This is a genomic window from Spirulina subsalsa PCC 9445, assembly GCF_000314005.1.
GTDB classification, from domain to species: Bacteria; Cyanobacteriota; Cyanobacteriia; order Cyanobacteriales; family Spirulinaceae; genus Spirulina_A; species Spirulina_A subsalsa.
On the sequence record NZ_JH980292.1, the window covers coordinates 1,457,477 to 1,480,804 of the forward strand.

At 47.1% G+C, this 23,328-nt stretch carries 19 protein-coding genes and 1 pseudogene; 15 read left to right on the forward strand and 5 right to left on the reverse strand.

Going from position 1 to position 23,328, the window contains the following annotated elements:
- The first annotated feature begins 427 nt into the window (after nucleotides 1-427).
- The 7 genes and pseudogenes from SPI9445_RS24645 to SPI9445_RS0106850 all read left to right on the forward strand — a co-directional run bounded on the left by SPI9445_RS24645 (nucleotide 428) and on the right by SPI9445_RS0106850 (nucleotide 10,552).
- Nucleotides 428-2,263 carry a PAS domain-containing protein gene (locus tag SPI9445_RS24645; RefSeq protein ID WP_017303988.1) on the forward strand — a complete coding sequence of 612 codons (1,836 nt, stop codon included), beginning with the start codon at nucleotides 428-430 and terminating at the stop codon, nucleotides 2,261-2,263.
- Nucleotides 2,264-2,313: 50 nt separating this feature from the next.
- On the forward strand, nucleotides 2,314-2,745 hold the full coding sequence (locus SPI9445_RS0106830) for a response regulator (protein WP_017303989.1): 432 nt from the start codon (nucleotides 2,314-2,316) through the stop codon (nucleotides 2,743-2,745).
- A gap of 2 nt (nucleotides 2,746-2,747) precedes the next feature.
- Nucleotides 2,748-4,391, forward strand: a pseudogene (locus SPI9445_RS31975) (PAS domain-containing protein); the annotation flags it as partial.
- A 39-nt stretch (nucleotides 4,392-4,430) separates the two neighbouring features.
- Nucleotides 4,431-6,020, forward strand: a complete 1,590-nt coding sequence (locus SPI9445_RS31980) for a PAS domain-containing hybrid sensor histidine kinase/response regulator (RefSeq protein ID WP_420329818.1) — start codon at nucleotides 4,431-4,433, stop codon at nucleotides 6,018-6,020.
- 159 nt (nucleotides 6,021-6,179) lie between these two features.
- A complete protein-coding gene (locus SPI9445_RS0106840; protein ID WP_017303991.1) occupies nucleotides 6,180-7,355 on the forward strand; it encodes a hybrid sensor histidine kinase/response regulator in 1,176 nt (391 codons plus the stop codon).
- 158 nt (nucleotides 7,356-7,513) lie between these two features.
- Nucleotides 7,514-9,238, forward strand: a complete 1,725-nt coding sequence (locus tag SPI9445_RS0106845; protein WP_033374299.1) for a two-component system response regulator — start codon at nucleotides 7,514-7,516, stop codon at nucleotides 9,236-9,238.
- A 564-nt stretch (nucleotides 9,239-9,802) separates the two neighbouring features.
- On the forward strand, nucleotides 9,803-10,552 hold the full coding sequence (locus SPI9445_RS0106850; protein ID WP_017303993.1) for a circadian clock KaiB family protein: 750 nt from the start codon (nucleotides 9,803-9,805) through the stop codon (nucleotides 10,550-10,552).
- On the opposite strand, the gene SPI9445_RS0106855 is transcribed toward SPI9445_RS0106850, so the two are convergent.
- Nucleotides 10,549-12,195, reverse strand: a complete 1,647-nt coding sequence (locus tag SPI9445_RS0106855) for an N-acetylmuramoyl-L-alanine amidase (protein ID WP_017303994.1) — start codon at nucleotides 12,193-12,195, stop codon at nucleotides 10,549-10,551. The two genes, SPI9445_RS0106850 and SPI9445_RS0106855, sit on opposite strands and share 4 nt — an antisense overlap.
- Nucleotides 12,196-12,384: 189 nt before the next feature.
- Here SPI9445_RS0106855 and SPI9445_RS0106860 point away from each other — a divergent pair, with 189 nt between their 5' ends.
- Nucleotides 12,385-12,606 (forward strand): ferredoxin-thioredoxin reductase variable chain, encoded by a 222-nt coding sequence (locus tag SPI9445_RS0106860; protein ID WP_017303995.1) that lies wholly within the window; start codon nucleotides 12,385-12,387, stop codon nucleotides 12,604-12,606.
- 169 nt (nucleotides 12,607-12,775) lie between these two features.
- Here the strand turns inward: SPI9445_RS0106860 and SPI9445_RS0106865 are convergent, their stop codons facing one another.
- Together SPI9445_RS0106865 and rimM are read right to left on the reverse strand one after the other, a co-directional pair.
- Entirely contained in the window at nucleotides 12,776-13,003 is a 228-nt protein-coding gene (locus SPI9445_RS0106865; RefSeq protein WP_017303996.1) for a hypothetical protein, read from the reverse strand.
- 99 nt (nucleotides 13,004-13,102) lie between these two features.
- Nucleotides 13,103-13,744, reverse strand: a complete 642-nt coding sequence (gene rimM, locus SPI9445_RS0106870; RefSeq protein WP_017303997.1) for a ribosome maturation factor RimM — start codon at nucleotides 13,742-13,744, stop codon at nucleotides 13,103-13,105.
- Between the two features lie 193 nt (nucleotides 13,745-13,937).
- Here rimM and SPI9445_RS0106875 point away from each other — a divergent pair, with 193 nt between their 5' ends.
- The 5 genes from SPI9445_RS0106875 (at nucleotide 13,938) to SPI9445_RS0106895 (ending at nucleotide 19,471) form a co-directional block, all read left to right on the forward strand.
- Nucleotides 13,938-15,233: a D-alanyl-D-alanine carboxypeptidase gene (locus SPI9445_RS0106875; protein ID WP_017303998.1), complete on the forward strand. Its 1,296-nt coding sequence runs from the start codon at nucleotides 13,938-13,940 to the stop codon at nucleotides 15,231-15,233.
- A gap of 126 nt (nucleotides 15,234-15,359) precedes the next feature.
- Nucleotides 15,360-15,998 carry an IS607 family transposase gene (locus tag SPI9445_RS0106880; RefSeq protein ID WP_017303999.1) on the forward strand — a complete coding sequence of 213 codons (639 nt, stop codon included), beginning with the start codon at nucleotides 15,360-15,362 and terminating at the stop codon, nucleotides 15,996-15,998.
- Nucleotides 15,995-17,128, forward strand: a complete 1,134-nt coding sequence (locus SPI9445_RS26925) for a hypothetical protein (RefSeq protein ID WP_017304000.1) — start codon at nucleotides 15,995-15,997, stop codon at nucleotides 17,126-17,128. Before SPI9445_RS0106880 ends, SPI9445_RS26925 begins: the two co-directional genes overlap by 4 nt.
- A gap of 449 nt (nucleotides 17,129-17,577) precedes the next feature.
- Nucleotides 17,578-17,817 carry a hypothetical protein gene (locus tag SPI9445_RS0106890; protein WP_017304001.1) on the forward strand — a complete coding sequence of 80 codons (240 nt, stop codon included), beginning with the start codon at nucleotides 17,578-17,580 and terminating at the stop codon, nucleotides 17,815-17,817.
- Nucleotides 17,818-17,956: 139 nt separating this feature from the next.
- Complete coding sequence (locus SPI9445_RS0106895) at nucleotides 17,957-19,471, forward strand: peptidoglycan-binding protein (protein WP_017304002.1); 1,515 nt, start codon at nucleotides 17,957-17,959, stop codon at nucleotides 19,469-19,471.
- On the opposite strand, the gene SPI9445_RS0106900 is transcribed toward SPI9445_RS0106895, so the two are convergent.
- Nucleotides 19,464-20,207 carry an SDR family NAD(P)-dependent oxidoreductase gene (locus tag SPI9445_RS0106900; protein WP_017304003.1) on the reverse strand — a complete coding sequence of 248 codons (744 nt, stop codon included), beginning with the start codon at nucleotides 20,205-20,207 and terminating at the stop codon, nucleotides 19,464-19,466. The two genes, SPI9445_RS0106895 and SPI9445_RS0106900, sit on opposite strands and share 8 nt — an antisense overlap.
- 87 nt (nucleotides 20,208-20,294) lie before the next feature.
- Between SPI9445_RS0106900 and SPI9445_RS31340 the strand changes: the two genes are divergently transcribed.
- Together SPI9445_RS31340 and bioD are read left to right on the forward strand one after the other, a co-directional pair.
- A complete protein-coding gene (locus tag SPI9445_RS31340; RefSeq protein WP_017304004.1) occupies nucleotides 20,295-20,471 on the forward strand; it encodes a hypothetical protein in 177 nt (58 codons plus the stop codon).
- A 32-nt stretch (nucleotides 20,472-20,503) separates the two neighbouring features.
- The gene (gene bioD, locus SPI9445_RS0106910) at nucleotides 20,504-21,202 is read left to right on the forward strand and encodes a dethiobiotin synthase (protein ID WP_017304005.1); all 699 of its coding nucleotides are present in this window, start codon (nucleotides 20,504-20,506) and stop codon (nucleotides 21,200-21,202) included.
- A 200-nt stretch (nucleotides 21,203-21,402) separates the two neighbouring features.
- Here bioD and drmB read toward each other — a convergent pair whose 3' ends face one another.
- Nucleotides 21,403-23,256: a DUF1998 domain-containing protein gene (gene drmB, locus SPI9445_RS0106915; protein WP_017304006.1), complete on the reverse strand. Its 1,854-nt coding sequence runs from the start codon at nucleotides 23,254-23,256 to the stop codon at nucleotides 21,403-21,405.
- Between the last annotated feature and the right edge of the window lie 72 nt (nucleotides 23,257-23,328).

Sequence of the window (23,328 nt, forward strand, 5' to 3'; positions counted from 1 at the left end):
CTTGGTTTTCGCTTTGGGAGTTAGTGGTCAAGTCCATCCGGTCCCTGCAAGCGAGGAAGGGGAATTCCGCAACATTTTTGTTAAAATAATTAACTCTGACCATTCAAGGCATCGTAAATTCTGAACTGAGCAAAAATATCTAGGGTCTGCTGAATATCCGTCTAAGCACTGTTAAGAGGGCTTTGGGCCATTTTAAGAGCGAGAAAGTGCAAGGTTTTAGGGATAAATAATCAAAAAGGCTTGCCTTTTTCCGACTCCCCCTGTTCCCTGTTCCCCGTTCCCCGTTCCCTAGCCCCACGAGTAGAGTTATATTGCTACGCAACGCTTTGCTACGCAACGCTTCGCGAACGCGTTCGCGAAGCGTCACGAAGTGAACAGCAAGCCCTATCTAGTCTAACGACTCGCAATCAATAGTCAGGAATAAGTTATGCCGTTTTGTTTACCCACCCTAGCAGACCTGCAAACTCTTATTATCCCGTCTCCCCCCCAACTTAGCTTAGAGGATAGCCTCCAAGAGGCGATCGCCGCCATCAGTGGGGGAGATTGTGGCTGTGTCGTGATCTCCCAACCGGAGGGCTTTGGGCTGTTAAATGCCGAAGATGTGGTGAGACTCTTAGCCCAAGGACAGGACACCCGCCAGCCCCTCGCCACTTTGGACATTAGCCCCGCCCCAACCCTGAAACTATCGGACTGGCAAGATATTGACCAGATTGGTCAATATTTTCTGACTGAGGGGGTGCGCCATCTCTTGATTGTGGATGACCGGGGGAACCTAGAAGGGGTCATCAGTCAGGACAAATGGCTTTCACTGCTCACCCCCCACGGGGATATTAAAAAGAATCTCGAACCCTTCTTTACCTTAACCCTGAATCTGCTTTGCATTGCCGATGTCCAAGGGCGATTTATCCGCCTCAATCCCGCCTGGGAAACCACCTTGGGTTATCAGACCAAAGACCTGGAAGGGCAAATCCTCTTAGATTTCGTCCATCCCGAAGACCGCGCCGCCACCCTAGCCGCCATTGAGCAATTAAAGGGACAAGAAAAGGTGGAAGGTTTCCTGAATCGTTATCGCCGTGCCGATGGTGGTTATGTTTACCTAGAGTGGTACGCCCAACCCTACGGATCTTTCCTCTATGCTGTCGCTCAGGATATTACCCAGCAAAAAGAGATTGAAGAGACGTTAAAAAAACGGGAAGCCCACCTGCAAACCGCCCAACGGATTGCCCATCTCGGCAGTTGGGAGTTTGAGGTCGCCACGGGTAAAATCACTTGGTCTGATCAGGTTTTTCGACTGTTGGGGCGCGATATCGCCCTAGGGATGCCAAGTTATGAAGAAGTCCTGCAAATCTATCATCCAGAAGATCAGATTGTGCATGATCGGGTGGTGACAGAGGCGATCGCCACCGGAAAACCCTACGATTTGGAATGTCGCGTCTGCCATGAAGACGGCCCCTATACCTACATCCAAGCGCGGGGGGAACCCATTATGGATGCCAAAGGCCAGGTTACGGCTTTAGTCGGTACTATCTTAGATATTACCGATCGCAAAACCCACGAAGCCGACCTGCTGAGAGTCAGCCAACAACTGGCCGCCTCCAACCAAGAACTGGAAGCCTTTGCCTATTCCGTCTCCCACGATCTGCGCGCCCCCCTGCGAGCCATTGACGGCTTTAGTCAAGCCCTCCTAGAGGACTATGGGCAGCTATTTGACGACATCGCCCAGGACTATTTCGATCGCATCCGCTTTAACATTAGTCGGATGAGTAACCTGATCGATGATCTGCTGTCTCTGTCGCGGGTATCGCGTTCTGAACTCAAACCCCAATGGGTGAACCTCAGCGCCCTAGCAGCAAACCTGAGCCAAGATTTGCAAATTCAAGAACCCCAAAGACGAGTAGAATTTATCATTGCGCCGGATCTGAAAGTAACCGCCGATCCCACCTTGATGGCGATTGTCTTAACCAATTTACTAGAAAATGCCTGGAAATTCACCAGCCATCACCCCAGCGCCCGCATTGAATTGGGGGTTATGCCAGGAGAAACCACCCCCGTTTATTTTGTCCGCGATGATGGGGCGGGGTTTGATATGCAATACGCTAAGATGTTATTTGGAGTGTTCCAACGGCTCCACAATACCGCAGAATTCCCCGGTACAGGCATCGGTTTAGCCACAGTGCAACGGATAATCCGTCGTCATGGGGGAAAAATTTGGGCCGAGGGAGCGATCGAACAAGGGGCTACCTTTTATTTTACGATTCCCTAATCGCCACAGCTAATCCCAGCTTTCCTACCAACCCTTCTGTGATCCTGCCCATGGTTTCCCCCCGTCCCATTATTTTGGTGGAAGATAATCCCGACGATGAACGCTTGACCTTGCGATCGCTCCGTCGGAGTAAAATCACCAACCCGATTTTAATTGCGCGCAACGGCGAAGAAGCGTTAAATTTAATTTTTAGCACCTATCCCTTGCCAACGGTGGTGTTATTAGACCTAAAACTACCGAAGATAAGCGGCTTAGATGTTCTGCGTAGACTGCGAGCCGAGCCAAGGTTTAAAGCCTTACCCGTCGTGGTTTTAACCTCCTCTAGCGAAGAACCCGATATTCTCGAAAGCTACAATTTGGGAGCCAATAGTTATGTCCGAAAGCCCGTAGATTTTGAGCAATTTGCCCAAGCTGTTTCGCAATTAGGTTTGTATTGGGCCTTAATCAATGAGCCAATCCCCACAGAGGAACCGAGGGAGTAATTATGCCGGAAGCACTGCATCTGTTATTAGTGGAAGACTCCGATGATGATGCCGAGTTATTGCTGCGGGTCTTGCGACGGGATGGATTTGATCTGATGTGGGAACGGGTGCAAACCGCCCCGGCACTGAGGGAAGCCCTACCCCATCAGCCTTGGGATGTGATTGTCTCCGATTATAACCTCCCCGGTTTTGATGCCCCCACCGCCCTCGAAATCCTCAAAGAAAGCCAACAGGATATTCCCTTTTTGGTCGTGTCAGGAACCATTGGGGAAAAATTGGCCGTGGAGATGATGAAAGCCGGAGCCAGCGACTACATTATGAAGGGGAATTTAGCCCGGTTGCCGGAGACAGTGCGCAGGGAAGTGCGAGAAGCTCAAACTCGCCGTCAGCGTCGCCAAGCCGAGCAAGCCTTGCGGGAGAGTGAGCGTCGCAACCATGCCGTATTGATGGCGATTCCTGATTTAATGTTTCGGGTGGGGGCCGATGGAGTCTATCGAGGTTTTGTTACCTCCTCTCGTTGTGGAGATGTGATTCACGCCGATATTGACCCCACGGGAAAATCCATCACTGCTATGTTGCCCCCAGACTTGGCAGAACGCCATCTTTACTACATTCGCCAAGCCCTAGCAACGGGAGAATTGCAAATTTATGAGCAAACCCTCTGGGTGAATAACCGCCGTCAGGATGAAGAGGTGCGGGTGGTGAAAAGTGGGGAGGATGAGGTGTTATTCATGGTGCGGGATATTACCCAGCAGCAAGCTGCACTCCGTCAACGCCAGCAAGCAGAGGAGGAACTCCATCGCCTCAACCAAGAGTTAGAAACTAAGGTCGCCCAACGCACGGCTGAACTCCAAAAACGGGAAGCCCAATTACAAAAACTCTCGGAACGTCTCTCCCTGGCTTTAAAATCGGCATCGATGGGGTGTTGGACGTGGCAATTGCAGGACAACACGGTGATCTGGGATGAACGGATGCGAGAACTTTACGACCTCCCCCCAGATGCCGATCTCACCTATGAGCAGTGGCAGGAATATGTCCACCCGGAGGATCTGCGGCGCTTGATGGAGGATGTGACCAGGGTTCTCAACACCGGGAGGGAATACAATAGTGAATTTCGCATTTTCCTACCTGATGGCAGGATTCGCCACATTAAAACCTATGGGGTGGTGGTGCGGGATGAGGCGGGGCATCCTCTGACTATGACGGGGGTCAATGTGGATATTAGCGAACAGCACGCCGCACGGGTTCAACGGGAACGGGCGGAACAAGACCTGCGGGCATCTCAACAGTTTTTACAAACGGTTTTAGATACGGTTCCCCTCGCTGTATTTTGGAAAGATTGCGCCCTCCATTATCAGGGCTGTAATGGTCAATTTGCCACAACTTTAGGGGTTGATTCTCCTGCTGGGGTGGTGGGGAAAACGGATTTTGATCTCTACAATGAGGTGGAAGCGTTGGGGTATCGCCGCCTTGATCAGCAGGTGATTGAATCGGGATCTCCCCTGATCGGTATTGTGCAACAGGCGATTTTTCCCGATGGGGAATTACATTGGCTGGATATCAATAAGCTGCCTCTGCGGGATTTGAGGGGGAATATTATTGGGGTGGTGGGAACTTTTCAGGATATTACCGATCGCCAACAAGCAGAAAAGGCTCTCCAGGAAAGTGAGGAAAAATTCCGACAATTGGTACAGGGGATTGATGCGGTTTTTTGGATTATTGACCTCCAACACACCGGGAGAGTTTATGTTAGTCCGGTTTATAGCCGTATCTGGGGCCGCAGGTCAGATGAACTGTATATTTCGCCTAATGCTTGGGTGGAGGCGATTCACCCGGAGGATCGTGATGGTGTTGTGGCGGCGATTCCTAAACAAGTCAAAGGGGAATATGATGAGGAATACCGGATTGTGCGCCCCGATGGGGAAATTCGCTGGATTCGCGATCGCGCTTTCCCCATCCCCAACGCCCAGGGCGAGGTCTATCGAATCGCCGGGATTGCTGAAGATATCACCGATCGCAAAATAGCCCAAGCCCAACTACAAGCGACTAATGAGGAACTGATCCGCGCTACCCGTCTCAAGGATGAGTTTCTGGCTAATATGAGCCATGAACTCCGCACCCCCCTTAATGCCATTTTAGGTATGACGGAAGGGCTACAAGAGGAAATTTTCGGCCCTCTCAATGACAGACAACTGAAAGCCCTGCAAACGGTGGAACGGAGCGCTTCTCACCTGCTGGAGTTGATTAATGATATTTTGGATGTGGCAAAGATAGAATCGGGTCAGGTGGAGTTAGATTGTTCCCCGACGGCGATCGCGCCTCTGTGTCAATCCAGTATCTCCTTTATCAAACAGCAAGCCCTGAAAAAACGGATTCAACTCTCGGTTGATCTGCCCTTAAATTTGCCCGATATTGTTCTAGATGAACGGCGCATCCGTCAAGTATTAATTAATCTGTTGAATAATGCGGTGAAGTTTACCCCTGAATGGGGGCGCATCGTGCTAAAAGTCTCCACAATCCCCCCTTCTGAGTCTGGGAGGGAAACCTACTCTCTCCGATTTTCAGTGATTGATACGGGAATTGGGATTAGCCCCAAAAATCTCAAAAAGTTGTTTCAGCCCTTTATGCAAATTGACAGCGCCCTCAATCGCCAATATCAAGGAACGGGTTTAGGTTTAGCCCTCACTAAACGGATTGTTGAACTTCATGGCGGACAGGTGGGGTTAACCAGTGAAGAGGGTGTCGGGAGTTGTTTTATGATTGATTTACCCTATGAAGCGGGTCAGACGATTCCCGAACAGCCCCCTGCTAATCTGGGGGGACAAGCTAATGATCTGGAGATCAAATCACCGGGCGAATCGTCTCCTCTGCTGCTGTTAGCGGAAGATAATGAAGCCAATATCAGCACCATTTCCAGCTATTTAACGGCGAAAGGCTACCGGATTGAGTTGGCGAAAAATGGTCAGGAGGCCATTAATCAGGCGGTGGCTTTATCTCCCGATTTAATTCTGATGGATGTTCAAATGCCGGGAATGGATGGACTAGAGGCGATGAAACGGATGCGGGAGATGCCTGAGTTGGCGACAACGCCCATCATTGCTTTAACGGCGTTGGCGATGGACAGTGATCGCGATCGCTGTTTACAAGCAGGGGCTGATGAATACCTGAGTAAGCCAGTGAGATTAAAACAGTTAACCCTAACCATTCAACAGTTATTAACCCCCCCCGCTTATGGGAGGGGAATAGGGGGGGAGATAAGTATGCTCAACCAGTAATATCAAAAAATATCATGAAAACTTGTTGTAGAATAGGTATATTGAAAGAATCTTTTATCTTCTCTTTTTAATCATGGGTGCTAATTGATTGTTGACTTAAGGATTAACCTTAATTAAATACCCTGAATAGTTCAACTCATCCCAACCCCCAAAACCATGATGAACACCTCAAAAGTCTTAGTGATTGATGATGAACCGGACAACTTTGATGTCATTGAAACCTTATTAAGTAATCAAGACTATGAGTTATATTACTCAGCGAGTGGAGAGGACGCTATTTCAGTTCTTCCCATCATGCAGCCCGATTTAATTTTACTGGATGTGATGATGCCTGTTATGAATGGGATCGAGGTTTGTAAACGCATCAAAGCCATGCCAGAATGGGCAACAACACCCATCATTATGGTTACAGCGTTGTCTTCCAAGGAAAGTCTCGCCGAATGTTTGGCCGCAGGTGCAGATGACTTTATGGGCAAACCGATTAATGCCTTAGAATTACGCGCTCGTGTTCATTCAATGCTGCGCATTAAGCATCAGTATAATAAGATTGAAAAGTTATATGGTGTCCAGAACAATACTATTCATATTTTGCAGGGAACCTTAGAACAATTGCGGGGTAATCTTGCCTCTAGTCTCTCCCATGAGTTAAATACTCCTCTTAATGGCATTTTAGGCATGATCTCCTTGGTCATGGACGATCTCGAAGATATGGACACTGCCGAAATCATGGAAATGTTAGGTTTAGCCCATCAATCAGCCTGTCGCCTCGAAGGTCTAGTAAAACGCTTTTTGATTTATTTAGAGTTGGAGTTAAAAACTAGCCAAGACAAAGAGGGTTTAGGCTCTGTTCCTGAGTCAAAAAAACAGCCCTTAGACTCTAGCTTGCTATCTCTATCTTTCCTTGAACCGATTTGGAAAAAATATGCTCAACAAAGCCAACGTTATGATGATTTTGATGTCATGATAGAGCCGGGTTCAGTGGCTATTTCAGAGCGGTATTTAACCATTATTTTAAATGAGGTGATAGAGAATGCCTTAAAGTTCTCTAAACCGGGAACTAAAATCACGCTACACACAAAAATTCTGGATGACAAATTAATCCTTTCGATTCAGGATTTAGGCCGTGGCATGACTGAAGAGCAAATTAATCAAATCGGTGCTTTTATTCAGTTTGGGCGGAAGCATTATGAACAGCAGGGGATGGGCTTGGGCTTAAAGATAATACAAAAAATCACTGATTTGGTAGGAGGAAAAACAGAAATTACCAGTATTCATAATCAAGAAACAAGGGTAAATATCACCTTACCCCTCGCCCCATCTTCCGAGCCGAACTAGGATCGTGAATCATCTTATTTTTACTCCAGTTGGTGTTTTCTGGGTGACGCTAGGCTTTCCTCGTAACATTTCCTTCACCCATTGAGAAATGGATGATTGATTATTCCGGGATCATTGTAATCCAACCCGAAAATTTTTCCCTAACCCAAAATCTACCTATGTTTTCTCTTTTGATTGTTGATGACGAACCGGATAACTTTGATGTTATTGAAACCTTATTGATAGAAGAAGACTATGACTTACACTATGCCGCTAATGGCACAGAGGCTATTTCAGTCCTGCCCATCATCCAACCGGATTTAATCTTACTAGATGTGATGATGCCTGTTCTGGATGGGATCGAGGTTTGTAAACGCATTAAAGCGATGGCAGAATGGGCAAGAACTCCGATTATTATGGTCACGGCTTTATCGTCTAAAGACACTCTCGCCGAATGTTTAGCGGCTGGGGCAGATGATTTTATTGCTAAACCTGTAAGTCGGTTAGAACTAATGGCGCGGGTTCGTTCGATGTTGAGAATTCACCAACAATATCAACAGTTAACGGTGTTTAATACTCAACTGGAGGCAATGGTTGAAGAACGCACGGCTCAGTTAGAAACCCTGCTTAATGTAGATAGTTTGACCCAGTTAGGGAGTCGGGTCTATTTACTGGATACCTTAGCAGAGACTTCTCGTTCTGGGGGGAATCATGCGATCGCCTATTTAGACTGTGATCAGTTTAAGTTAGTTAACGGTGCTTTTGGCTATGGGGTAGGGAATGAATTGCTTCAGTCCATCGCTCAACGCCTGAAACAGCATCTACGCCGGGGGGATTTGCTCTGTCGGGTGGGGGAGGATGAGTTTTGCTTTTTGCTCCATCATGTCCCCAGTGCTGACGGGTTAATCCCTTGGATTGATGAGGTTATGGCGGGGTTTCTGAAACCTTTTCAGGTGGCCAACTGTGATATTTTTATGTCGGTTTGTCTGGGATTGGCGCTAGAAGATGAAGTCGGGGCGAGTGGAGAGGCACTCCTACAAGCGGCGGATATGGCAATGTATAAGGCGAAGCTGCGGGGTAAGGGGTGTTATCAAATCTTTAACTGTGCAATGAAGGCAGCCACCCTAAAACGGTTAACACTAGAAACGGATTTACAACGGGCTTTAGAAGAGCAGGAGTTTATTACTTACTATCAACCCATTATTCGGCTCACCACTCAGGAGATTGTGGGGTTTGAAGCGTTGGTGCGTTGGCGACACCCTGAACGAGGATTGGTGTCACCGGGGGAGTTTATCCCTTGTCTGGAGGAAACGGGTTTGGTGGTGCAAGTGGGTTTAGTGGTGTTAGAACAAGCTTGTCAACAACTCCAGGAGTGGCATCAACAGGGGTATGTGGGTTTGATGATGAGTGTTAATCTCTCGGTGCGTCAGTTTGGGAGTGCTACGTTGTTGGCGGATGTGGAGAAGGTTCTGGCTAAAACGGGGGTGAATCCTTGGGATCTGAAGCTGGAAATTACCGAAAGTGCTTTGATGGAGAATACCACAATGGCGATCGCGCTGACGGAGGAATTGCGATCGCGACAAATCCACATCAGCTTAGATGATTTCGGCACTGGGTACTCTTCTTTAGGCTATTTACACCGCTTCCCCATTGACACCCTCAAAATTGATCGTTCTTTTGTGAACCAAATGCAACCGGGCAACCGCAATTATCAGATGGTGCAAACTATTATTGCCTTGAGTCATCAACTGGGTTTAGCGGTGGTCGCTGAGGGCATTGAAACGCCAGAACAGTTAAAATATTTGCAAGAACTAGGCTGTGAATTTGGGCAAGGCTACCTATTTTGTAAACCGCTCCCGGCTTCAGAGATTCCCCTAGACTCAGGATTCATGATTCTGCCCTAGAAAGCCGTCGTGAACTACCCCACCCTGCCGAGGCGCGAGGATGGAGCTTCCTGATTCAATGGGAAGTGCTTTCTATACCGAAATATAGCGAGTCTTATCTTCCCTCCCCAGGCAGCAGTCCTAGTTCCTAAGACCCAAATTTTCTCTTGCAACACAGCCCTTTTTAGCTTGGTTTTCGCTTTGGGAGTTAGTGGTCAAGTCCATCCGGTCCCTGCAAGCGAGGAAGGGGAATTCCGCAACATTTTTGTTAAAACGACCGAGTTTCAGACCCAATCCCCCCAACAGCAGACTTTCTCAGCAGACCCTACAATAGGGTCTGCTGAATATTCCTCCAATCACTGTTCATAGGGCTTTCAGCCGTTTTAAGCACAGGGTTTTAGGGATAAATAACCAAAAAAGGCAAGCCTTTTTCGGATTCTGAGGGGAAAATTCGACCGTAGCGAATAGCCAAAACTCTGGCAAAAGTGCCTATTGCCTCTTGCCTCGCCCCACGAGCAGAGTTATTCAGCAAGCCCTACAATAGTTGTAGGGCTTTTCTGGCTTCACTCCTCCACTTGTATCTTTATGACTGATTCCTCTCCTGCCTTACCCTTACTCTTTAAGGGAATCGCGCTCTTTACCCCTGGGGGCGATATTATCTATGGAATTGATCCGAATAAACAAGACCGATGGCATACCCATCTTTGTACAGGGTTACAAGAAGTCTTAGGGTTATCTGAGCCGCCTCATTTTCTCATTCCCAGTTATACGGCCACTATTGACCGTTGGCGAGATCCTAAAACTCAAAACCTCCACACTGTCGCGGAATGTTATCCGCCTGTACAACGCTATAAATACTTGTTAAATGCCCTGTTCGGGACTCCTAATCTGACTTGGCAGGTGGTGCCGTGGCAAGAGGAATTTTGCGAACCTTTGATAGTGGAAAGCTATCGTTCCCGCTTTCCTGAATTATGGGACTGTCATGATTTAATTATCCCCTATCATCGTTTGCCCAATCCTTGGGAGGAGTTCCAAGCGGTGCCGAGTTTATCCTTTTTGGATTCGCCCAATACTTATGTATTAAGACTATTTGTTTCTGGCGATCGCAGCAGTACGGAAAAAACCCTCATGAACCTCCATAGACTGCTGGAAGACGGCCTAAAATTTCCCTACACCCTCAAAGTGATTGACATTTTCAAACATCCTGAACAGGCCGAAAAAGACCAAGTATCCGCTACCCCCACCCTCGTCCGAGCGTGGCCGACTCCCGTTCGCCGGATTGTGGGGGAGTTGGAGGATACTGAACGGATTTTAAAGATTATTGCAACAGTCTAAGCCCCTCCCCAACGGGCGCGATAGGGACGGATATCTAAGTGTAATAAATTGGGATACTGGGTATAAATCCCCATGCCTCCAGGCCAATTACTTAAACGGCTAGCCATTTGTCGCCCGGTTAAACCCGGCCGGAGAAAGTCCACCGCTTGGCCGGATAAATGGCGAGAATTCGGGGCGCCCCCAGCTTGACGGTTCCACGGTTCGGGACGATACCAACTGGTCACTGTCATGGGAAACCCACCTAAGCGTTGCCGTACTTCTTCTAAGCGGGAAGCGAGGGCGAGAATATTTTCTACATGGGCTTTGGATTGGGGGATGCGCTGACCATTATGCAGGGCTTCTCGCCAGAAAAAGTGACCGTTGGGCAGAATAGGTTCATTGAGGTAGAAGGTGCTGGTATAACCGGGCAGGTTAAAGGCATCATTCCGTTGAACTTGAGGTTGTTCGACGGCGGGTTCTTGTTGTAAGGGTTTGCCGTTTTCGAGAATTTCAATATGGTCTACAAAGGCGTACCAAGTGTTAAACCCATTAAAGGTGTGATCTCGTAGGGCGACTTTTACATGGTTGCCTTCTTCGTTCCAACTATGCAAGGGCAAGACTTCCCCCCGATTGATGTTGTATTTCAAGTTGGGATCGGAAATCAGGGTGCTATCAATGGGTTGTTGTTTCAGCACCGTATCTCGAATAATTTCCAAGGCTAAACGGGGGATTGGATTGCCAAGGAGTTGGGACCAGGTTTGAGGCCCCACAATCCCATCGGCCGCTAGTCCTTGACGGCGTTGGTAACTTCTGACCAGTTCAACGGTCGGTTGATCATACACGGCCGTCAGTTCCCCCCCGATGCGAAATTGAACATAGCGCACGGCAATTCCTTCCGCTTCATTGGGACGGAGGACAGGTTGGGTGAAAATTTCTTCAAGGGCGTTCCAAGTAAAAGACACAGGATCCCCGGCGGCGTTAATGCCGACAATTTCATGAAACCGTTGGGTTGCCGACCGGGTAGCGGGTCCGGTGATCCCATCTTCGACTAAACTTCTGCCGTTGCTATCCCGAATTTGGAGACGATTGAGGGCTTCTTGGAGGGCTTTGGTGCGATCGCCCGGACTGGGTTCATTGCGACTGGAATCTGGCAGTCTCCCCGCTAATCCAATGACAATGGCATTGGCCATCGCGGTGGTGTTATATCGGTTCATGTCTCGTTCTGAGTCCATGAAACAACATTCCACCAAAATAGCGGGCATATTGGTATTTCGCAACACATACAGATGAGAGCCATTTTTCACTTGGCGATTGAAAAAGCCCAAGGCGACAATACTTTCTAACACCGGTTGAGCAATGCGCCGTCCGGCATCACTGACCGCATAGATTTCGGTACCGTGGGCGCTGCCATTAAAAGCATTAAAGTGAATGGAAACGAATACATCAACTCGGTGGGTGTTGGCGGCATTCACACGCTGCCAGAGTGAATTAGTGACACTATTGGCTTGGCTGGGGGTGCAGTCAATCACTTCATGACCCAGATCTCGCAATTTCTGAATCACTTGTGTTCCGACGGCTTTGGTGAGATCATCCTCTAGACCAAAGCGGGAAGATGCCCCAACATCTGGGGGGGCATTGTGTCCCATATCAATTCCATATTTCATAACTGTTTTGTCTTTGCACTCTCATTATTTTGCCTCATCGTAATCAATTGGGAGCAGGAAAACTCTGCCTATTTCTGCTTGGGATGTGGTTTGAGGCATCAATTATCAATTTTCAAGGCTACCGTCTCGGGTGTAAAGTAATGAAATGGCAATTCACTTGCTGACCCACGAGAGAGACAAGAGAACACTATGAAAATTGGCGATCGCGTTCGTGTTAAAGAATCTGTTATTGTGTATCATCACCCCGAAAACAAAAAACAAGCCTTCGACATCAAAGGGATGGAAGGCGAACTAACAGCGATTATTACGGAGTGGGAAGGTAGACCTGTAAGTGCAAATTTTCCCTACCTAGTCCAGTTCAGCAAGAAATTCCGCGCTCACCTCAAAGAGGAAGAAGTAGAAAGCATTTAAGGGACTTATCCCCCCTAGCCCCCCTTTGGAAGGGGGGGAAATATGGGGAAAAATACGGAAGTCCCCCTTTAGAAGGGGGATTTAGGGGGATTCCACTCAACGAAGGGAAAAGCTAACCGATTCTCACTGAGTTAAGGTATCCCCTTGTGGGGGAGGCAGTTGACTAAAACTAGGGCAGGGGGATTTCTTGGGGGGCGAGTTCCCCTTGACTAGGACGCGCTAAGGTGGTGGCAACAACGGCGGTAAATCCACCAAAGAAGATAAAGCCAATTAAGGCGGCGGCTGTTGAGAGTTGCTTCAAATTGAAGGTTTTGGGGAAGGTCAGAGTGCGCACTTCTAACGGTCCGACATAACCCTCATAGAGAACTACCATTTCATTGTAGCCAAGCATTTCCATATAAATTTTCTCCTTAAAGTGTGGAAGGGGTGAAGTTAGAATTGAGCGAGAATAGCCCCTTAATTAGCCTCGTTTTTACCCGCCATCATAGCATTGGATTCAAGCTTGATTCACTTCTAAAAGACCCGGGGGGGGGTGAATTTCGACACAGCCCGCCTTGAGGTCGATCACAGGTACAATCTCCTTAACAAAGGGAATTAAAACCGTTGGCGGTTTCGACTGTTTCCGCCGTTGTTTGTTCCTTTTCGGGGGGGATAATTCTATTTCCGGAGAATTTTCGGGGGGGGGAGTTTTGAGGGTAACTTCTAGGAGATCATGTCCGGCACTAAATACGTCAGTGATTTGTCCGATGGTTTCTCCCGTTAATTGGTTAATGACTTGGAGGTTGAGTAGATCGGCGACGTGATATTCTTCTTCACCAAGGGGGGGGCGATCCTCTTGGGAGACTAATAATTTAGCCCCGCGGAGATTTTCGGCTTGGGTGCGATCGCCAATTCCGGCCAATTCAATCACATACAGATTTTTCCCCGGCAAGGCTCGTCCGGCCACTAACTCCACCATCTGCGGTGCGGAAGCGTTTGGCAATTGTAACCAGCGCAGACCGGGATTGAGAAAGCGTTCTGGGAAATCGGAACTGGGATAGACCCGCAAAGCCCCCTGAAGACCTTGGGGAGAGACAATGGTTCCCACTTCCATCAGATGTTCTGGGGCAATTTCGGGTAGAGGGGAGGTTTGAATCATAGTCTGTTTCTAAGGGAATCACCTTATACACACAAGCTTAACTTGTTACGGTTGGGTTGGCAGTTAATCACAGGTATTGTTCGTCATCGGCGGAATCTGAATCTCAACCTACCCATCCCCCCGAATTTCTCACGGGAGCAGTTGAAGAAACGCCGTAGACAGCTACAATAGCCCCTGTAGAGATTGATCCACTATGCTCAAACCCATTGCATTACTCGGCGCTGCGGGCGCGTTTTTAGGCGTTTTAAACTTTCTTAGCCCTCCCCCTCAAATTGAAGAGGTCTTAGCGTGGGAGCAAACGACTTTTTTTCAACTGCCCAGTGAACCCGATACTCAAGCGGAACAAATCGTACAACAGTATTTAAACGACTTAGCCGCTCGGGGAATTGCCGCCAATCGTCAAGGGGTTTGGCTTCAGTCAGATATGACCCGTTTGGCGGTGCGACGGGGACAAGAGGCGATGTCTGCGGCTTCTTTAACCAAAATTGCCACGACTATCGCTGCCCTTGAAACTTGGTCGCCCGACTATCGTTTTGAAACCCGTGTCTATAGTACCGGCCCGATTCGGGAAGGGGTATTACAAGGGGATCTCGTGATTGAAGGCAGTGGAGATCCGTTTTTTATTTGGGAAGAGGCGATCGCACTGGGAAACGCCCTCAATCAGCTAGGCCTTAAGCGCGTTGAGGGCAACCTGATTGTGGTGGGGAAATTTTACATGAACTATCGCACCAACCCCAACGTCACCAGCCAACTCCTCCTACAAAGTTTCAACTCCCAGCGCTGGCAAGGGGAAATTGTCAACCAATACAGCTTAATGGCCCCTGGCACCCCCCGCCCCCAGATTGACCTGCGCGGCCGCATCATCACCCAGTCACAACTCCCCAACAACTCCCCCACCCTGTTATTGCGTCATCAATCCGTCACCTTAGCGGAAATCCTCAAACAGATGAACATTTACAGCAATAACATGATGTCTGAAGCCCTGGCGGAGTCCATTGGGGGGGCAGATGAGGTGATGAGGATTGCGGCCGAAATCACACAAGTTCCCCCCTCAGAAATCCAATTGATCAACGGTTCCGGCCTCGGTGTCGCTAATCGCATTTCGCCTTATGCTTCCGTTGCCATGTTAATGGCCTTAGAACGTCAATTAGCAGATAATCCTTTAGGAGTGGGGGATTTATTCCCCGTAGAAGGCCGAGACACCGAAGGCACGATGAAAACTCGCAACTTTCCCCCCCATACCCTGATTAAAACCGGAACCCTCTCCTCCGTCAGCGCCCTAGCCGGAGTCTTACCCACACGCGATCGCGGCTTAGTGTGGTTTGCCATCATTAACGAAGGAGGAGATATCCTAGAATTAAGGAGACAACAGGATATTCTCTTACAGCGTTTATCCCAAGCGTGGGGAGTTGCCCCTCTTCCCCTGTCTGACCAAAACAAAGCCCCAGAAAAAATCGGCGATCCCAGTCGTATCCTCAGCGAATTTTGATCCTGACAACTGGACAAAAATCCGGTTTCTCAGCCGTGGATCATGTCACCAGACTGAGACGATCTTTCACTCTGGGGGTTAAAACAGTGTTAAAAATTTTAGTTTAATCTCTGCTAATCTAGAGTTATGGATAAAAGATTAGTAAAGATTGGCGAAGCAGCAAGGTTACTAGGTACGTCCCCCGATACTTTAAGAAAGTGGGAGGCGACGGGCGAACTTATGCCAGCACGAAAAACGAAGGGAGGAACTCGTTACTATGACTTAGCCGAAATTCTCAATTTAGGAAATGGAGATGCTCCAACAGTCTGTTATGCAAGAGTAAGCAGTAATGACCAAAAAGCAGACCTAGACAGACAACACTCTATGTTAGAAGCTTACTGCGCTGCCAAAGGATGGAACTCTAAGGTCATAAGAGATATGGGCAGTGGAATGAATTATCACAAGAAAGGTCTTCAAGAACTATTAGAGCTTATTTTAAAAAGACAAATGAAGCGTTTAGTTTTAACTCATAAAGACCGTCTCCTAAGATTTGGCGCAGAGTTGGTATTTAGTTTATGTGAGCTTCAAGGAATTGAGATAGTTATCATTCACAAAGGTGAGCAACCTACATTTGAGGAAGAACTAGCCCAAGATGTTTTAGAAATTATTACGGTCTTTTCAGCTAGATTATATGGGTCTAGAAGTCATAAACATAGAAAACTTATGGAAAGTTTGCAAGCAGAAGCCGATAAAGTATGTGAAAAAGCGGAGGGGTATAGAGTATGAATAAGAATCAAGCATTAACCTATTGTAAAAGCTTCCCCAAATCGAGTGAACCAACTCTTTTTAATCTAACCCAATTTGAAGTTTTTTTATTGGACTATTCTAAAATATTTCGCCAAGCTAAGATAGAGACGATTCAGACTCTACAAAGCAGTGACAACTATAATAAGAGTAACTGGAACACCTATCTGCAAAATAAATATGGCATTAATAAGCGACACGCTGCTGGGGTTATATCCAGTGCAGAAGGAGCTTTAAGTTCTGCTCTAGAATGTAGAACCTATAATATTAAGCAATTAAAAGGTAAGTTAAAAAGCGCTAAAGATTGGCTTCGCAAGGCTAAAAAGAAACTCAAAGACGCTCAGAAGTTCTATTCAAAGAAGAACTGGACTAATCGAAAAACGGGATGTAGATTTCCTCTATGTACTGATCTCAAGACCCACAGAACGAACTGGCAGAGACTTAGATTTGCTATTCACCATAAAACTAGATATATCAAACACCTTGAACTAAGAATAGAGAAGTTGCTAGCTGCCCCTATCCACGTTAAAGTTCCTCGTAATGATGTTCTAGTAGTAGGTGCAAAGTGTGAAAGTTATGGGAATCAGAATTGTCAATGGGATGGAAATAATATTAAGTTTAGAGTCCCTAAATGTCTTGAAGATAAATATGGGAAATATGTAGAGGCTTATTTAGGAGACTTTGAGAGAAATATTAATCGGCTACCTGAAGACGGTTCTAAAACTTGGCACTTTTATCGTAAAGGATTTAAGTGGGTGGCTGCCGTACAGTTTACTCCCAGAAAAGTCGAACGAGTATCTAGACATTCAGACTATGGATGTATTGGGATTGACCTTAATCCATCCAGTGTAGGTTGGTCTTATGTCGATCAAGATGGTAATCTCAAAGCTCATGGGAAGATATCTTTAGAGCAAGGTTTACCTAAAGGGAAAGCACAAGCTCAAATCGTCAAAGCTTGCTTGGAACTGGCTACACTGGCAGATTTTTATACCTGTCCTATTGTTCATGAAATACTAGACTTCCAGAATAAAAAAGCCGAGTTCAGAGAAAGAGGTAAGAAATATGCAAGAATTCTATCAGGTTGGGCTTATAGCCAATTTTTAAAACCTTAAAGGCTATCTGCTCTAACCGAGGGATTTACCTAATTGAAGTTAATCCAGCCTTTACCAGCCTAATTGGTATGGTCAAATATGCCCGTATGTATGGACTCTCAAGTGATGTTGTCGCAGCTTTAGCTATAGCTAGACGAGGTATGCGATTGAGTGAAAGATTACCCAGTACCTTTACCGCCCGTTTAGGAGTGAATCATTCTCGGCACGATTGGCACTGGTGGTCACAACTGAATAAACAAATACAGTCAAGCACTGTAATTAATCGAAGACATGATTATTATAGCGTCTCTAACTGGGATGATGTGGTTAAGCTAAAGACTTGATGTTGATGGCAATAATACTTCATCAGTTGACTGAATAGGAATACCGCAGCCTTACTAGATCATCATAGATTTTCTAGAAAATCATAAAGTTAAAAGAGCGGATAGCATAATCTAACGAGGTGTCTAATGAAAGAAGGTAGACCCATCTGGGAAAATCTTTCCGAAGCGGATCAAGCGCAACTTCAACGCTTGAAACAGGTTATCGAAAAAGCCGTTGAGGATGGCGTTGTCACCAAAGGGGAATATGAAGAAATAAAAAGAGTTTTGTGGGCAGACAACAAAGCCTCCCCCGCCGAATTAGGATTAATTAATGAACTGATTCATCAGAAAATTGCCCAAGGTGAATTAGAGTGGGGCTGGTCTTAATCCTCATCCTCTGTTCTTGGTGATGTACAGCGTGGGGTGCGTGCGGACAAAGGTCTGTCTGCCTTACCCCGTCTTCTCGGCTTTTCTGGTGTGCAGTTTGTAATCATCAATTCACTTTATATAGGGGGCTTTATATTATATGAAACTTGAAGATATTATTCACCACAATATTGTAATTAAACTCAGCACCTTACGCACTGATACCGAATTAGTAAAACAGATTCAAACCCAACTGAGTGAATTCAATTTTTATCCCGGGGGATCTTGGTTAGATGGTGCTTATGGAACAAAAACTGATGAAGCTTTAAATGATTTTTGTAAGCAATTCCCGGTCAATTATCGCACCAGTGAACAATTTGATAAGCTCTTTGCTGAAGCCCTACTAAATAGGCAATCTAAAACGATTCAGCCGCCTATTACTCCTCCCAATATTCCTCCGAAAAATTCCCAACAAATTTATCAAGATTTTCTTAAAGAATCTAGTAAAGGAAATGCAGATAAACCCGCTTTATTTTATGAAGGCATCCATCGATCTCCCTATAAAGGAGAAATTCAGAATTATCCCAGTTATTTAATGCGAAAACCTGATGGTCAGAACGTGGTTTCTGCCTCTCGGATTGATCCAACCTTTTCGCCCTATCCTTTTGTGGGACAACTGCCCAAAATTGATTCACAGGGCTTAAATTTTCTGCACTCTGATATTAAAGAAGCTTGCGCCTGCGTTGGTACTTTTAGCGAATCAGGATTTCAAGTAAAATGGTTAGGACGAAACGCACTAAATAACGATGAATTTTGGAGTGGCAGTAAAATAATTCCCCTATTATACCTTGTCAGTGAAGCCAATCGCAAATACTCCCGGGTTGATATTGATCGGTGCAACATTCGGGGCAGAGACAGCCAAGGAAACTATAAACATATTCCGTTTTTTAATCTTGCTCAAGATGTCATTAGTTATGAGCAAACTAATGCCAGTTCTAACGCATTAGGGGCAATGTTTAAGCGGTTTGCGCCACAAATCACCCTAGAAAATTGGTTAAAACGGATGACTGGGAATCAACAACTCATCTTTCGGGGACGTTATGGAGAAGCCCCTTTTATGGATTCTCCTGAGTTATATGATCGCACTAATAGTTTATTAGTCTTAAGCCCTGATTCCCACGCTCCCCAATGGGAAAGTAATACCATTTCTGCTTACGATTTAACTCGCATGATTTCGATGTTGGGCTGGCACTATTACCTCCCCCAAGCCTCTCGTTTACCGGGCGCACAATGGCATAGTTTAGAGTGTTTAGTTCGAGCTTTTGGTTATGATTCAGCCCGTTTAATGGATCGAGGGATTCAACAGCTTAACTTGCGCGATAAACTGCAATCAGTGGTGATTTTGTCTAAGTTGGGTAATGGGATTACTAGCATTCGCAATCGGGCGGAGGCCGTTTATGTTGCTTTGGTTCATTGTATTGATCACAGTCGCAGTCCTAACCGTTTAGTGACATTTAGTTTGGCGATGCGTGGAGCCATTCAATTAAGCCCAAGAAATGCCAATCAGGAGGCCATTCAATTAGATGCTAGAATGGCCACGGAAGTGACCGAAATCTTAAAACGGGCTATGGAAGGACGTTTAGGAAGTGATGAATATTCAGCAGACCCTAAATAAACTGCCCACCATCCAAACGAATTGTTGCCCCGGTGATGAAATCTTGTTGCAACAGAAAAAGTGCGCTGTCTGTCACCACTTGGGGATTCCCCGGAATTTTCACCGGGATTAAACGATGGGCAAAATCTTCCATAAACTGTTTAGCATCCGGCACATCCGGGGGTTCGAGAATTTGCCCCAACGCTAAACCATTAACCGTAATCCGAGGGGCTAACTCCAGCGCGAGAATTTCCGTCATATCCCAGAGTCCCCGCTTGGTTAAACGATAGGCAAAAGTATTCGGCCTCGGGCGGGGAATCCGCGCATCATTGATATTAATAATTTTCCCCTTGCCCTCTGGGGGGATGTGGCGGGCAAAGGCTTGACAGAGTTGGAACGGCGCTCGTAAATTAATCGCAAACAATTGATCCCATAACGTCACATCCACCTGATCAAAGCGGTCTACATCTTCGGGGAAAATCGACGCACTATTAATTAAAATATCAACCTGACCGAATACCTCCACCGCTTGAGGGATAACAGTATCCGTCGCCGTCGGATTCCCCAAATCAGCCGAGTAGGTAAACGCCCGTTTTCCCAGGGCTTCCACTTCCGCCTTAACCTCAGCTGCCGCCGCCTCAGAATTGCCATAGTGAATAAAAACATCACATCCAGCTTTCGCTAAAGCCAAAACTAAAGCGCGTCCAACTCTAACCCCCCCTCCAGTGACTAGGGCGACTTTTCCTTGTAACTCCATTCTTTCCTTCTTGTTGTTATTATTTGACACTCCCGGGCCTAAAGGCGTGGGGATTCTTGGTTCACCGAGATTACTTGCCCAGACAGAATGGCTTCTGAAAAAGTAGCGGTATTCTCTCCCCAAGTGTTTAACGGATTCCAGTATACCCACATTCAGGGGGTCATAAATCCTCTCGTTCTACCCTTTGGGATGAATTTTTGCCCCTGTGGTGACTGGCAGGCGAGAATGTTCACCTGTGCTTTAGGATCAATGGAGATGGGTTGATACTCAAACCCTTGCACTGGGACACCTAACCTATGAACAAACAAAGCTTATTAATCACCGCCACGGATACCGATGCGGGGAAAACCGTGTTAACCTCTGCGTTAGTGGCTTACTGGTATCAGTACCATAATCCAACTACCTTGGGACTGATGAAACTCATGCAGACGGGGGTAGGCGATCGCGAACTCTATCAAAAACTCTTTCAACTCCCCCCAGAAGTCACCACCCCCCTGGTCTTTGACACCCCCGTTGCGCCCCCCGTTGCCGCCTTACAAGAAGGTCGCACCATTGACTTAAGCCGCGTTTGGCAACATCTCAACCGCCTGCAACAGGAAAAAGAATTAGTGCTAATTGAAGCATTAGGAGGACTTGGCTCCCCCGTCACCGCAGAACTAACCGTAGCGGATTTAGGGGGAGAATGGCGACTCGAAGCCGTATTAGTCGTTCCCGTCAAATTAGGAGCGATTGGTCAAACCGTTGCCCATGTTGCCCTCGCCCGACAAGCAAAAATTCCCCTACGAGGTATTGTATTTAACTGTACCTCTTTAGTCTCTGATGAACAGTTAAGTCAATGGATTCCCATAGATTTAATTGAGTCATTAACCCATATTCCTGTGTTAGGCATAATCCCCTATTTATCTGACCCAAAAGACCGAAGAAAACTCGCTCAAGTTGCTTCCAATTTGGACTTAGAGCGCTTATGGGGGAGTCAAATCCTCCAGAACATTTAACAAAAATGTTGCGGAATTCCCCTTCCTCGCTTGCAGGGAGGGGATGGACTTGACCACTAACTCCCAAAGCGAAAACCAAGCTAAAAAGGGCTGTGTTGCAAGAGAAAATTTGGGTCTTAGGAACTAGGACTTCTGCCTAGGGAGGGAAGATAAGACTCGCTATATTTCGGTATAGAAAGCACTTCCCATTACGCCCTAACTTATTGAAAAAAGGCATATTTTTGTTTTTCTAGGTCTTGGGCAAGGGTGGGAATGAGCAACGTCCGATCTAAATATTTATTTCCTCGCTCACAGGAGGTTTCTGGAGAGAACAAACAGGCATGACAGGCCGCCCAGTGAATGGAGCCGTCGCCGTCTGGGTTATGGTCAGAACAGAGGGGATCTGAAGCACAGATGCGAATATATTCAAAGGCTTGGTTTAAATGATAGTTCAACCGTTGGGATTCGCCCAGGTAAACCAGTCCCCCTAGGGTCCCCTCGCTATCGGGGGCGGCTGTATAGATTAAAACCCCGGCTTGGGCATCTTTTTTTTCCGGCGTTTCGGTTGCCATTTGGGCATAAATCCGCTCCCTTAAACTCGCCGCATTGTAGCCACATTCTAGGGCAAACTGACGCATGAGCGCATGGGCAAAGGAATGTAGGAGCAGATAGCGCATAGATGGGCAGGGAATTTTATCGACTAAATCGGGGTTACGCTGATTGAGCCAATTTTTATGGGCTTGTTTGACTTTGTTGTAATGTTTGCGGATCAAGGGCTGTTGTTCCCAAGTCTGGAGGGCGGTTTCATTAAATTGAATAAAAATGCCCTCTCCTCTCACTTCCATAGCGGGAACCCATTTAGGAGGTTGCCGACTCAGACGGGCTTTGAAATCGTCGGGAACGTCCCCTGTATCACTAAAATCACCGGGGGATTGAATGCGGGTAAAACCCATTAATGCCCGGACTTCTCGCAGTTTTTGCACCAGAATCACTTTTTCGAGTTTGTCCCGGAAGTCGGGGGGGGGAGTGGTGGGGACTAGGTGCCAATCTTTGCCGATATTCACTTCCTGTTCAACGGCAATAAAGGCCTGCCATTCGGGATCTTTGAGGTTGCTGGGATCGTTTTCACTGGTATTTTGGCGAATCTTTTCGAGGGTTGCCCAAATCTCTGCGCTGGGATATTTCATCAGGCTTTGCAGTTGTCCCATGCTGAAAAGGGTCTGTAGCAGTAGCTCTAAATTATCAAGGGTTTGGGCATTTTTGAGGGCGACCCAATTTTCCCTGATTAATTCTTCTAATTTTCCGGCTGTGGTGGGGATGGAGAGGGCGGAGAGATTGAGGGAAAACCAGCTATTGGATGCTCCGAGTAATAGGGTTTTCATTTGTTGATTGCAATCATCATCAAAGGAGCGCAGATGGGGATGACGACCGCGACACTTGGGCATATTCTGCTTGCCAGGAATGCCAAAGGCCTGGGCTAGGGGGCGTTTTGCTCCGCATTCATCACAGCAAACCAGAATATCTGTCACGGAGCCGGAGACATTCGTCTCTAGGAGGCGTAAGGAGCCGTTGCAGTCACTGGTTCCGCCGTGGACAAAATAACGCCAAGGAAAATCATCGAGGTGTCCTTTTTCACAGGCGACCATAAAGCGGACAGGAATCACTTTTGGGGGATATTTTCGGCTTTTAGGACAATTGGGGTGATGGTAGTGTAATTCGGAGGAACGATTGCGGCGATTGTTGAGTTGAAAGATTTCGGAGGATACAGGGGCGAGGAGTTTACATCGGGGGCAGACCATCCAGGTGGGGAAGGGGGCCACGGGAACACCGAGGAGTGAATCATTGTTTTCCTCTGGGGGGATGGGTAGACTCAGGAGTTTTTGCACTTGTTGGCCGAGTTGTTTTTGGACGGCGAGTAAGAGGCGCTCTTCGGCAATTTCGACGGTGCCTTCCTGTCGCCATTCGTCTAGTCCCATGACTAGGGCGGCGAGATTGGGCAGGTCTGCGATCGCACCAATCCCATAACTAAACATAATTTGACTCGGGCGCAGTTCTCCAACGGGGTATTTATTCATTTTTTTTAGGGAACAGGGAACAGGGAACAGGGAACGGGGGGGGAGGGGGAGAGGGGGAGAGGGAATAGGGAA